The following is a 12,491-nucleotide window of genomic DNA, read 5'->3' on the forward strand; positions in this document are numbered from 1 at the left end:
GGACGGGACCGAACCATCCCGTCCGCGCCAGCAGAAGGACCGTGATGACAACGCCGTCAAACGAACCGGATACCCGTCCGAACGATGCCCCGGACGCCACTGCGGAGGACGACGCCGAACAGGCGCCCGGGCTGCGCGAATCCGCCCAAAGCCCGGCCGTGTTGATGCGCAAGCGGATCGGTCTCTTCGCCGGGCCGGTGCTGGCCGTCGTCGTCTTCTTCCTGCTGCCCGGCGATCTGGCCCAACCCGCCCGGTTCACCGCCGCGGTGGCGACCGTGATGGCCCTGTGGTGGATGACCGAGGCGATCCCGTTGGCCGCCACCGCGCTGCTTCCGCTCGTGTTGTTCCCCATGCTCAACGTCGCCGGAATGGGCGATGCCGCGGCACCGTATGCGAATCCGATCATCTTCCTGTTCATGGGTGGCTTCATGCTCGCCCTGGCCCTGCAACGGTGGAACCTGCACCGGCGGATCGCGCTGGCCACCGTGCTGCTGGTGGGGACCAAGCCCCGCCAGCTGATCGGCGGGTTCATGATCGCCACCGGGTTCATGAGCATGTGGGTGTCCAACACCGCCACGGCGGTGATGATGCTGCCCATCGGGATGTCGGTGCTGGCGTTGACCGCGCGGATGAGCGATGAGAAGAAGGTACCCCCGAAATTCGGGATCGCCCTGATGCTCGGCATCGCCTACTCCGCCTCCATCGGCTCGCTGGGCACCGTCATCGGGACCCCGCCCAACGCCCTGATGGTGGGTTATCTGCAACAGGCCCACGACATCCATGTCGGTTTCGGACAGTGGATGCTGGTGGGCGTTCCCATGTCGGTCGTCTTCATGGCGGTGGCCTGGTACCTGCTGACCTTCGTGATCTTCAAGCCCGAGATCAGCGAGATCCCCGGCGGCCGCCAGCTCATCTCCGATGAGTACAAGAAGCTGGGCCGGATGAACGTCGGGGAGAAACTGGTCCTGGCGATCTTCGTGCTCGCCGCGGCCTCCTGGATCACCGTGCCGCTGCTGTGGCCCGATACCTCCATCGAGGATGCCGTCATTGCGATGTGCGTCGCCGTGGCCCTGTTCATCATCCCGGCGAACCTGCGCAAGGGCGTCCCGCTGCTGAACTGGGGCAGTGCCAAGGAACTGCCCTGGGACATCCTGCTGCTCTTCGGCGGCGGGCTGGCCCTGTCGGCTCAATTCACCGAAACCGGCCTAAGCAAATGGGTCGGCGAACAAGTGGACGGCCTGGGCTTCCTGCCGGTGGTGGTCCTGATCGCCGCCGTGGCCCTGATCGTGTTGGGGCTGACGGAACTGACCAGCAACACGGCCACCGCGGCCGCGTTCCTGCCGCTGATCGGAGGGGTCGCCGTCGGGCTGGGATTGGACCCGATGCTCCTGGTGGTTCCCGTCGCCATCGCCGCCACCTGTGCTTTCATGTTGCCGGTGGCCACCCCGCCCAATGCCATCGCCTACTCCAGCGGCTACGTCGAGATCTCCGACATGCTCAAGGCCGGCATCTGGCTGAACGTCATCTCGCTGGTCCTGACCACTTTGACCACCATGACGTTGGCGGTCTGGGTCTTCGACGTCGTCTATTAGCCGCCAGCGGCCCCGGTAGGGTGGGGCCATGAGTTCCACGGACGTCACCATTGCCTTGCGCTGGTCGGATCAGGATGCCAACGGCCACCTGAACCACGCCCGCATCGTCACCCTCATGGAGGAAGCCAGGGTGCGGTGGATCCGCACCGAGGACGGGTTCGCCCGGTTGCTGATGGGGGTGGTCGTCGCCTCGATGACCGTGGACTACCTGGCCCAGGCCGAATACATCCCGTCGATGACCATCGGCCTGGGCATCGAGCGCATCGGGACGAAATCCTTCACCCTGCGACACACCGGCGTCCAGGACGGGACGACCGTGTTCGTGGGCACCACGGTCATCGTCCCGTTGGCGGCCGACGGTGCGGCCTCCCGCGCGTTGACCGATGACGAGCGCGAGGCATTGGGCAGGCATCTGGTGCAGGACCCCGCCGAATAACCGGTCCACCGCACGATTCCTCCTCCGGAAGCGCGCGGGGTCGCTGCTGCGCGGGGCCCGACGGCGGCGTAGCGCCGAAGCGGTGGTAAAGTCGAGGTAGATATGCTTCTGCCGCCCGTGGGTCGCTGAAGCCCTTGATTTTCCCGGTTCGCTCCGGCGTCGACTGTTCACCTGACGCTGCCGGCCGGATACCGAAGAAACCAGAACAGCACAGAGAACGGACACTCTTGAGAAAAAAGCAGCACCAGACCCCGCCCGCACTCGCCAAGGGAGCCCTGCGTGTCATGCCGTTGGGCGGCCTGGGAGAGATCGGCCGCAACATGACCGTCTTCGAATACGGTGGCAAGTTGCTCATCGTCGACTGCGGCGTCCTCTTCCCCGAGGAACAGCACCCCGGCGTCGACGTCATCCTCCCGGACTTCTCGGCGATCCGCGACCGCCTGGACGATGTGGTGGGCCTCGTGCTCACCCACGGCCACGAGGACCACATCGGCGGCATCCCGTACCTGCTGCGTGAACGCGCCGACATCCCCTTGATCTCCGCCCGGCTGACGCTGGCCTTCGTGAAGACCAAGCTGCAGGAACACCGGATCAAGCCCAACGTGGTCCAGGTCAAGGAAGGCGAACGCAAGAAGTTCGGTCCCTTCGACCTCGAGTTCCTGGCCGTGAACCACTCCATCCCCGACGGCCTGGCCGTGGCGATCCGCACCGGTGCCGGCACCGTGCTGGCCACGGGCGACTTCAAGATGGACCAGTTCCCGCTGGACCGCCGCATCACCGACCTGGCCGGCTTCGCCCGGTTGGGCGAGGAAGGCGTGGACCTGTTCCTGCCGGACTCCACCAACGCCGAGGTCCCGGGCTTCATGGCCGCCGAAGCCGATCTGCTGCCGGCCATCGACAACGTCATGCGTACCGCCCCGCGCCGCGTGATCGTCTCCTCCTTCGCCTCGCATGTGCACCGCATCCAGCAGGTCATCGACTCCGCCCATAAGTACGGCCGCAAGGTCGCCTTCGTGGGCCGTTCGATGGTCCGCAACATGGGCACGGCCCGCGAGCTGGGCTACCTGAAGATCCCGCGCAACGTGCTCGTGGACTTCAAGGAGGTCGACAAGATGGCGCCGGAGAAGGTCGTCATCATCTGCACCGGTTCGCAGGGTGAACCGATGGCCGCACTGGCCCGCATGGCCAACCAGGACCACATCATCGACCTCATCGAAGGCGATACCGTCCTGCTGGCCTCCTCGCTGGTCCCGGGCAACGAGACCTCGATCTACCGCCTGATCAACGACCTGACGAAGCTCGGCGCCAACGTGGTGCACAAGGGCAACGCGAAGGTCCACGTCTCCGGGCACGCCTCGGCCGGCGAACTGGTGTACTGCTACAATCTGGTGCGCCCGAAGAACGTCATGCCGGTCCACGGCGAACACCGCCACCTGAAGGCCAACGCCGAACTGGCGGTGCGCACCGGGGTGGATCCCAAGAATGCACTGGTCCTCGAGGACGGCGTGACCGTCGACCTCAAGGACGGCGTCGCCCGCGTCTCGGGCAACGTCGCCGCCGACTACGTCTACGTCGAGAACATGGTCGCCGGCGCGGCCACGGAGGAGTCCCTGCAGGACCGCATCCGTCTGGCCGAGGACGGCGCGCTGACCGTGCTGGCCATCGTGGACCCGGCGACCGGCGCCCTGGAGGAGGACCCCGAGTTCTTCCCGGTGGGCTTCAGCTTCTCCAATAAGGACCTCGGCAAGGCCGTGGGCATCGTGGAGAAGACCCTCAACGGACTCAAGGGCGTCAAGACCGGGCCGGACGCGGAACGGGCGATCTCCCAGGCCCTGGTGCGCTGGTCCGACCGCGCCTTGCGCCGCAAGCCCGTCGTCACGGTCATCACCGTCGACGCCTAGGCTCCGCCGCCCACCAAACCGGTTCCGATCCCTGCGATCGGGACCGGTTTTTTGGTGCCCGACGGCGGCTCGGGAACCGGGGCCGGTGATGCTACGCTGGTCATCGAAAGTTTGTTCTATTCCAGGGGGGTGTCGTGTTCGGTCAGGAGCCCGTGCATGTCCCGCCGCCCGGCACCTTCGGCGGGGATGAGGCCACCGGCGGGCCGACGGCGGAACGCCAGGCCAGCGGCTTCCCGTCCCCGGCCCGCGACTACTTCCACGGTGGGATCGACCTGAACCGGCATCTGATCCGCGATAGGACGTCCACGTTCATCATGCGTGTGGCGGGGAACTCGATGGCCGCCTCGGGCATCTGCGACGGGGACGAGGTGATCGTGGACCGCTCCCTTCCGGTGCGCGACGGCCGGGTCGTCATCGCCGTCCTGGAGGCCGAAATGGTCATCCGGCGCCTGGGCATCGACGCCGATGGGGTCTGGCTGCGCACCGACGACCCCGCGACCGGTCCGGTCATGGTCCGGGCGTTGGAGGACCTCACCGTCTGGGGCGTGGTCACCCGCTGCCTGCACCATGTCTGAGCCGGGTCCCGGACGCGGGCGCATGGCACTGGTGGACGTGAACAATTTCTATGTCTCCTGCGAGCGGGCCTTCGACCCGCGACTGGAAGGCCGTCCCGTCGTCGTGCTCTCGAACAACGACGGCTGCGTGGTCGCCCGGTCACCCGAAGCCAAGCAGCTCGGCATCAAGACCGGCACCCCGTGGTTCCAGGTCGCCGGGAGCGCGGAGGGCATGGGGCTGGTGGCCCGCTCCAGCAACTACGAGCTCTACGGTGACATGTCGTCCCGCGTGATGGAGGTCATCGGACGGTTCGGCGCCTGGCAGGAGGTCTACTCGATCGACGAGTCGTTCATCGGGCTACCGGGGGACGAATCGTGGCTGCGGGACAGCGCGCGCCGGATCCGGGAAGCGGTGTGGCGCAACGTCGGGGTCCCGGTCTGCGTGGGGGTCGCCCCGACCAAGACCCTGGCGAAGTTCGCCAACCACGTGGCCAAGCACAACCCCGGTCTGGGTGGGGTCTGTTCACTCGACAGCGTCCCGCCGGAGGAGATCCACCGCATCCAATCACGCGTCCCCGTCACCGGGCTGTGGGGTGTCGGGGCCAGAAACGGGCAACGCCTCAACGCCCTGGGCATCGAAACGATCGCCGATCTGCGGGCGGCGGACCCGCTGGTGATCCGCAAGAAGTTCTCGGTGGTGCTGCAGCGCACCGTGCTTGAACTCAACGGCACACCGTGCATTCCCGAGGTCGAGGAGCGGGCGGACAAGGCGCAGATCATGTTCTCGCGTAGTTTCTCCACCCCGGTGACCACCGCCTCGGACATGGACCAGGTGATGGCGCTCTACGCCCAACGCGGGGCCGCGCGGATGGCTGCCGAGGGATTGCGGGCCACGATGCTCACCGTCAGTGCCGGGGTCAGCCGCTTTGCCGGATCCGCGGAAGCACCGGGGGCGAATCCGGTGGTGGGCGTGAGGTTGTCGGCGCCGACGCAGGATCCGATCGTGCTCACCCGGACCGCCGTCGCGGCGATGCGGGAACGGTTGGTCCCCGGGATGCGGTACGTGCGGGCCGGGGTGGTGCTCTCGGGCCTGGAGCCGGCGGATGGCCAGGCGGCTTTCGAGGCCTTCACGGCCGAGGGGGAGGAGCGCCGGATGGGGACGCTGCTCGGGGATGTGCGCGCCCGTTTCGGACAGGCGGCGATCGGGTTGGGCCATGCCGGGCTGGCCGAACCGGCGGCCTGGACGATGAAACGCGAATTCGCTTCGCCCCGCTACACCACCGAATGGTCCGACCTGCCCGTGGTCACCGCGTGAATCCGGCCCCGGCCTCCCCGCGGTGGGGAGGCCGGGGCCCCGGGATGGTGTCGGCTAGAGCTTGACGACCATCTTGCCGGTGTTGGCGCCGCGCATCAGGTCCAGGAACGCGTCGACCGCGTGATCCAGTCCCTCGACCACGGTCTCGTCGAAGACGAGCTCCCCGGCCGCCAGCCTGGCCCCTGCCTGTTCGGCGAAGGCCGGGAGGTGCTCGGTGTAGTTCCCGACCGTGAAGCCCTGCAGGCGCAGGCCCTTGGTGATCAGGTTGGCCATGTTCCGTGGGCCGGCCTCGGGCTCGGTGATGTTGTACTGCGAGATGGCCCCGCACAGGGCCACCCGTCCACCGGTCTTCAGGGTGCCGAGGGCTGCTTCGAGGTGCTCGCCGCCGACGTTGTCGAAGTAGACGTCGATGCCTTCGGGGGCGGCTGCTGCCAGCTGGCCGGCGATATCGCCGTCCTTGTAGTTGAAGGCGGTATCGAACCCGTACTTGGAGGTCAGCAGTTCGATCTTCTCGGGGCTGCCCGCCGAACCGATGACCCGGGCCGCGCCCTTGAGCCGGGCGATCTGGCCGACCATCGTCCCCACGGCCCCGGCGGCACCGGAGACGAAGACGGTGTCACCTTCCTTCATGGAGGCGATCTCGAGCAGGCCGACCCAGGCGGTCAGGCCGGTCATGCCCAACGCGCCCAGGTAGACCGACGCCGGCAGGCCCGGCAGTTCCTGTACGGCGCGGAATCCTGCGGCAGGGCCCTGGGCGACATCCCGCCAGCCCAGGTCGTGCAGGACCAGGGTGCCTTCGGCCAGCGAATCGTCGCGGCTCTCGATGACGCGGCCGACGGCCCCGCCTCCCATGACCTCGCCGACGTTGAACGGGGGGATGTAGGATCCGGTGTTGTCGTTCATCCGGCCGCGCATGTAGGGGTCGACGGAGATGAAGTCGTTGGCGACCCGTACCTCGCCTTCGCCCAATGCCGGAAGATCGACGACGGCGGTGCGGAAGTTCTCGTGGTCGGGCCACCCGGTGGGGCGCTGGGCGAGCTGGATCTGTGTACTGGAAGTCATGGAATTGCTCCCTTGAAGTCGGTGGTATCGCTGACTGCGATAGGTCTATAATATTAGAACGATCGATACAAAATAAACATTTTGAGGCGAAGTTCACCCCGAGCGCAATGCCGGGGGATTCGACGGGGCCGGAAGGAGACACATGGCACGGAGCAAGGCATTCGACGTGGATGAGGTCATCCAAGCGGCCCGGGACGTCTTCTGGGTCGCGGGTTACGATGCCGCGGCCATGCCCGAACTGGAGCGGGCCACGGGGTTGGGCCGCTCGAGCATCTACAACGCCTTCGGCTCCAAGCGGGGGCTCTTCGACGCGGCAGTGCAGAGCTATCTGGACCAGGTGGTCCGGCCCCGGCTCGAGGTCCTGGTCACGGCCCGGGACGGGGCCGCGGGGCTTGGCGCCTACTTCGATTCCCTGGCCGATGCCGTGTGCGGGGAAGTCGGCCCACAGCGCGGATGCCTGTTGCTCACCGCCTCATCGGGACGCAACAGCCGTGACGAAGCGGTGCGTACCGCCATGGAGGCCTACCGGGTCGAAGTGACCGGGGCCTTCGCTGCCGCCTTGCGCCGTGACCTGCCGGCGCCCGCCGTGGATCAGGCCCCGCCGGAGGGACCGGACGCCCAGGCCGAAACCCGGATCGACGAGCGGGCCCGTCTGCTCTTCGCCTTGTTGACCGCGGGGATGACCCTGGCGCGGATCAACCCCGTGGAGGCGGAAGCCACGCTGCGTTCGGCGGCCGCCTTCAGCACCCCGGCCCATGCCTCCTGAGGGCGGCGCACCATGCCGATGTGGGGTTGTCGGTCGATCCACGGTAAAATCCTTGTGGAATGTCATCCCGGCTGTGCCCCGCTCCGACGCCCGGGATGCGCGGAAACGGGGTCCAACCCCGCCCCTCCGCAACCATTAGCGCCATCGGCGCGCCTCGGACGATAGATCCGGGTGGCCCACCGGGCCGCCGTCGTACTTGTTGGGTGGCCTTGGCCTATCCCGGTCCGTGGTACTACATTCGGTAGTCCACGGCCCGTGGTCACACCACCCGCAACCCACTGGAGGCCAGCGCATGGTGGATCCATCGCTTTTGAACAACCGCCCCTTGAAGAGGGCCGCGGCCGTTGTCGTCGGAGTCTTCGTCGTCACGTCGTCGTTGGCCGGCTGCCGCATCAATTTCAAGGACAACCACGTCCCTGAATTCGGCGGGGTCGTCGTCCGGGTGCTCGACGGCGATACCTTCATCGCCGACGTCGACGGCAAGGAAAAGACGGTTGATCTGCTCAACGTCCTGGCCCCGGCCGCCGGCGATGATGCCGAATGCCTCGGTGACCAGGCCACCGAACACCTGAAGACGATGCTGCCGGAGGGCAAGAAGGTCCGTCTGGAATACGACGACGACATGCCTCCCAAGCGCAGGAAGAACATGGCGGCGGCGTTCTCCGCCGGCAACTTCGTCAACGCGGAGATGGCCAAGGCAGGATTTGCCGTCGCGGAAAAGCAAAGCCCCAACAACCCCTACTACGACCGCGTCCTGGAGGCCCAGGATTCCGCCCAGGAGCAGGGCAAGGGACTGTTCGACGGTTCCAAAAAATGCACCATCGCCGCCACGGTGGAACCGGCCATGAAGCGGATGCAGTCCGTGTCGAAGGCCCCGCCGAGCAGCATCGAATCCGCCGAGGACATGATCGACGACCTGAAATCGGTGCTCAAGGACGGCGAATCGGCCAAGGAATCGCTGACCGGCATGGACGTCAAGGAAGGTACCGCGCAGGCCGTGGTCTATGCCTCCGAGAAGGCCCGGTGGGAAAAGGAGATCTCCGGAACCGTCAGCGCGGCGAAGAAGCGCCTGGGTGAAGTCGAAGGCGTCCACACCAAGCTGGTGGCCAAGAAGAAGGCCGAGGACAAGAAGAAGAAGGAAGAAGCCAAACTCGCTGCCGAACGACGCGCGGCCGAGCAGAAGGCCGCCGCAGAACGCGCCGCCGCGGAACAGCGGGCTGCCGAGCAGCGGGCCGCCCAGGAGCGTGCGGCCGCGTCGCAGAAGGCCAAGGCAGACGCTGAAAAGAGCAAGGCGGCGGAGAAGAGCAAGGCCGCCGAGAAGAGCAAGGCCGCCGAAAAGAGCAAGGCGGCCGAGAAGAAGGCCGAGCAGAAAAAGAAGGCCGAACAGAAGAAGAAGGAAGAAGCCAAGAAGAAGAAGGAAAAAGAGAAGAAGCACGGCAGGAGCCATGACGGGGGCGGCAAGAACAAGAAGCCGTGATCGGTCGCACCGGGGTTATGCTTTGAACCATTCGAAGCGTGCGGGCAATCCTGGGGGGAGACCAATGTCGGTCCGGAATCCGGTGACCCCGTCGCCATGGCGGAAGAGCCCGCGGTTCGTCGTGGCTGCCGTGGCGGTCGCCGTTGCCCTGTCGGGCTGCACCTCCGGCGGGTCGGCGGCGGTGGACACCCCGTCCAGCTCCGGGGCGGATGCCACCGTGGTCCGGGTGGTCGACGGCGATACCCTCGTGGCCTCACTCGACGGAACCGAGGAGACCATCCGACTGCTGAACGTCGACACCCCCGAGACCAAGAAGCCCAACACCCCGGTGCAGTGCCTGGGCCCCGAGGCCACCGAGTATCTGCGCCAGCGGCTTCCTGCCGGAACCGGGGTCCACCTCGAGTACGACGTCGAACGTACCGATCGCTACGATCGCACCCTGGCCGGCGTCTATCTGGACGGGGACCTGGTCAATGCGGACATCGCCCGCGAAGGCCTGGGGGTGGCCGTCCTGTTCGAGCCCAACCACCGCTTCCACGACGAGGTCCTCGCGGCCCAACAGGAAGCGCTCGAGGAGGAAACGGGACTTTTTAGTGCAACGGTCGAATGCACCGTTCCCGCTCAGATCGAATCGGCCATCGACCAGCTGGCAACGGTTCCGACGGCGACCGCGCAAACCTCTGCCGAGGCCTCGGGGCTCCTGTCCGGTGCGGCAACGGCCCTTGCTGCGGGAAAGGCGGCCGATCTGCTGCTGGGCCGGACCGATGACTCCGGAGACGCGGTCCGTGCCGTCGTTGGTTCCGTGGTGGCCGGGAAACTGGCTCCGCGGCTATCCAAGGCCACGGCGGCAGCCACCCGGCAGGAGGGCATCCTGAAGGAACGCCGGCAGCTGCTGGTGACCCGGGAACACGAAGCCGCCGTGAAGGCCAAGGCCAAGGCCAAAGCCGAAGCACGGAAGAAGACCGAGGCCAAGGCAGCGGCGGTTGCCGCGCAACAGGCCGCTGCGGCGAGCCGGGCTGCCGCCGCGGAGGCAGCCCGGCAGGAGAAGGCCCGGATCGCCGAACGACAACGGGTGGCCCGCCAGGCTGCCCAGGCCAAGGAAGCCCGCGAGGCAGCGAAGCGGAGAACGCGGAAGGCGCCGGCGCAGGCTCCTGCTGCGCCTCCGGCCACCAGGAAGGTGCCGAAGAAGACCGGCACCCCCTATCCGGGATATACCGGACCTCGTTGCTACGCGCCCGGTGGCAGGACCTGGAAGCCCTGCCCCTGAGCCGTCGCTCACGACGGAACCCGCCGGGCCTCGGCGCCCTTGGACGAAGCCGGGCGGAACCCGCGGCTAGCCGGCCGTGAGGTTGATGACCTGCTCACCGAGCAACAAGGCGCCCAGGCCCAGCATGATCACGCCACTGGAGAGCGTGACGATGCGGGCTGCTGTCGGGCGGCTGGCCAGCAGACGGCGGGCGCCGAGGGCGACGCCGGTGTAGACGACGGCGGAAACCAGGATATGGGAGATCCCCAGGATGCCGGTTTGCACCGGCGCCGGCAGCCCGGCATTCAAATCGATGAATTGCGGGATGAGGGCCAGATAGAGCAACAGGGCCTTGGGGTTGGTTCCGCTGGTGCCCAGCCCGCGCAGGAAGCTGCTGCCGTTCCCGGGCGGGGGCTGGGCCCCCTCGGCGGCACTGGTGTAGCCGGCGTCGCGCCAGGAGCGGGTGGTCGAGACACCGAGCCAGATCAAATAGGCGGCACCGACAAGCGTCAGGGCGGCCAGCAACTGGGGCAGGGCAATGACCAATGCCGCAAGACCAGCGACGATGAGCAGGGTGTGGACCATGAACCCGCTGAGCAGGCCACCCACGGCAGGGGCGATCCTTCGCCCGCTGAGTCCGGAGGAAATCGCATACGCCCAGTCGGCGCCCGGCGTCAGGGCCAGGGCGACGGACATGGCGGCGAATCCGAGGATCAGATGTGGGTCCATGAGGCGCTCCTGGTGGTCGTGTTGCTCTTCGGGGAAAGCTTAGGAAACTCCGCCCCAAAAGTGCTTACCGTTTTTCGAGGAAACGACGCGCCTCACGATAAGGTTCTTGCGTGATTGACGATATAGATAGAAATATTTTGCGCCTGCTTCAACAGGATGGTCGGATGACCGTCACGGCCCTGGCCGCGGAAGTGGGTCTGACCGTCGCCCCTTGTCACCGTCGACTTCGTGACCTTGAAGCCGCCGGAGTCGTTTCGGGCTACCGGGCGATCCTCGACGCGCCCCGGATCGGGCTGGGCTTCCAGGCCCTGGTGTTCGTCACCCTGAAGGATCGGCAGAACATGTATGCCTTCGAGGACGAGGTGGCATCCATCCCGGAAATCGTTGAGGGCTCACGACTATTCGGGGAACCTGACTTCCTGCTCAAGGTCATGGCCACCGACCTCTCCAGCTACCAGCAGTTCTATGACGAGGTCCTGGTGGGGCTGGCCGGAGTGGAGAAGCTGACCTCGACGATCGTGATGAAGAGCCTGAAGGGGGCGGGGGAACTTCCGGTCTAAGGGTGGCCAGGGGATCCGGCCGCGAGCGAAATGACTGGACGTTGGTCGACGGGCGGCGTAGTTTGGCCGGTTCAAGCACGTTGAGTATTGGAGGGCGAAATGTCCAAGGATCTTGAGAGCATTCAGGCCGGAGCGCCACGCACCACGGCACGGCTTCGGGGCCCCCGGCAGCTCGTCGCAGTCTCGGCCGTCACCATGCTCGCACTGGCCGGTTGTTCCGGTGGTGGCTCCGGAGATGACGGTTCCGCCGCACCCAGCCCGGAAGCGGAGTCCTCCAGCCAGCCGGCCATGTCCCCATCCTCGGACGCCGGCAATGAAGCGGGCGCTTCGGGCAGCAGCACCGACAGCGAGGGCATCTCCTTGGAGGACGCCGGCGACGCCGCCCTCGAGGAAGTCTCCGACAGTACGGTGATATCGATTGAAACCGAGGAGAACGGGACCCGGTGGGAAGTCCAGGTCGTGACCTCCGATGGCACCGAACACGAAGTCGACATCTCCGCCGACGACGGCAGCGTGATCGGCTCGCCTTCCACGGAAGACGACGACGAGCAGGATCGGCAAAAGCACCAGGATCGGGTCGACGCCGCCAAGGTTGACTTCAAGGAGGCTGCCGCGAAGTTCCGCGATGCCGTCCCGGATGCCCGCATCACCGAACTCGGCCTCGATGACGAGCACGGCACGACCGTCTGGGAAGGCGATTTGATCGACGACGCCGGCGCCAAGCACGAGGTGCAGATCGATGCCGGTAGCGGGGACGTCCTGACGAACTCCAAGGATGCGGACGACTAACCCGGTACCACTGCCGGATGGACACCCGCCCCCCGGAGGCGGCGGCGTCATGAAGGGCCCTGCC

12 protein-coding genes are annotated in these 12,491 nt (G+C 66.7%); 10 read left to right on the forward strand and 2 right to left on the reverse strand.

The genetic code is table 11. From position 1 onward, the window contains the following. Positions 1-44: 44 nt before the first annotated feature. The 5 genes from ACT3UE_RS09575 to ACT3UE_RS09595 all read left to right on the forward strand — a co-directional run bounded on the left by ACT3UE_RS09575 (position 45) and on the right by ACT3UE_RS09595 (position 5,798). Entirely contained in the window at positions 45-1,592 is a 1,548-nt protein-coding gene (locus ACT3UE_RS09575; RefSeq protein WP_444566622.1) for an SLC13 family permease, read from the forward strand. 28 nt (positions 1,593-1,620) lie between these two features. Further along, on the forward strand, positions 1,621-2,028 hold the full coding sequence (locus ACT3UE_RS09580; RefSeq protein WP_444561328.1) for an acyl-CoA thioesterase: 408 nt from the start codon (positions 1,621-1,623) through the stop codon (positions 2,026-2,028). 284 nt (positions 2,029-2,312) lie between these two features. Next, positions 2,313-3,929 (forward strand): ribonuclease J, encoded by a 1,617-nt coding sequence (locus ACT3UE_RS09585; RefSeq protein ID WP_443384069.1) that lies wholly within the window; start codon positions 2,313-2,315, stop codon positions 3,927-3,929. 134 nt (positions 3,930-4,063) lie between these two features. Then, positions 4,064-4,504: a LexA family protein gene (locus ACT3UE_RS09590; protein ID WP_444566623.1), complete on the forward strand. Its 441-nt coding sequence runs from the start codon at positions 4,064-4,066 to the stop codon at positions 4,502-4,504. Further along, positions 4,497-5,798, forward strand: coding sequence for a Y-family DNA polymerase (locus tag ACT3UE_RS09595; protein ID WP_444566624.1), 1,302 nt, complete (start codon positions 4,497-4,499; stop codon positions 5,796-5,798). Before ACT3UE_RS09590 ends, ACT3UE_RS09595 begins: the two co-directional genes overlap by 8 nt. Before the next feature lie 54 nt (positions 5,799-5,852). On the opposite strand, the gene ACT3UE_RS09600 is transcribed toward ACT3UE_RS09595, so the two are convergent. Next, the gene (locus ACT3UE_RS09600; protein WP_444566625.1) at positions 5,853-6,860 is read right to left on the reverse strand and encodes an NADP-dependent oxidoreductase; all 1,008 of its coding nucleotides are present in this window, start codon (positions 6,858-6,860) and stop codon (positions 5,853-5,855) included. Positions 6,861-7,002: 142 nt separating this feature from the next. On the opposite strand from ACT3UE_RS09600, the gene ACT3UE_RS09605 reads away from it, so the two are divergent. From ACT3UE_RS09605 to ACT3UE_RS09615, 3 genes are all read left to right on the forward strand, one after another. Next, positions 7,003-7,626, forward strand: a complete 624-nt coding sequence (locus ACT3UE_RS09605; RefSeq protein WP_443384058.1) for a TetR/AcrR family transcriptional regulator — start codon at positions 7,003-7,005, stop codon at positions 7,624-7,626. Between the two features lie 292 nt (positions 7,627-7,918). Then, positions 7,919-9,103 (forward strand): thermonuclease family protein, encoded by a 1,185-nt coding sequence (locus ACT3UE_RS09610; protein WP_444566626.1) that lies wholly within the window; start codon positions 7,919-7,921, stop codon positions 9,101-9,103. Positions 9,104-9,185: 82 nt separating this feature from the next. Continuing rightward, entirely contained in the window at positions 9,186-10,370 is a 1,185-nt protein-coding gene (locus ACT3UE_RS09615; protein ID WP_444566627.1) for a thermonuclease family protein, read from the forward strand. Positions 10,371-10,436: 66 nt separating this feature from the next. Here the strand turns inward: ACT3UE_RS09615 and ACT3UE_RS09620 are convergent, their stop codons facing one another. Further along, on the reverse strand, positions 10,437-11,078 hold the full coding sequence (locus ACT3UE_RS09620) for a LysE family translocator (protein ID WP_444566628.1): 642 nt from the start codon (positions 11,076-11,078) through the stop codon (positions 10,437-10,439). Positions 11,079-11,188: 110 nt separating this feature from the next. Here ACT3UE_RS09620 and ACT3UE_RS09625 point away from each other — a divergent pair, with 110 nt between their 5' ends. Together ACT3UE_RS09625 and ACT3UE_RS09630 are read left to right on the forward strand one after the other, a co-directional pair. Beyond that, positions 11,189-11,638: an Lrp/AsnC family transcriptional regulator gene (locus ACT3UE_RS09625; RefSeq protein ID WP_443384062.1), complete on the forward strand. Its 450-nt coding sequence runs from the start codon at positions 11,189-11,191 to the stop codon at positions 11,636-11,638. A gap of 99 nt (positions 11,639-11,737) precedes the next feature. Further along, on the forward strand, positions 11,738-12,427 hold the full coding sequence (locus tag ACT3UE_RS09630; RefSeq protein ID WP_443384063.1) for a PepSY domain-containing protein: 690 nt from the start codon (positions 11,738-11,740) through the stop codon (positions 12,425-12,427). Positions 12,428-12,491 lie beyond the last annotated feature (64 nt).

The organism is Arthrobacter sp. 179 (assembly GCF_052379645.1).
Lineage (GTDB): Bacteria > Actinomycetota > Actinomycetes > Actinomycetales > Micrococcaceae > Arthrobacter_H.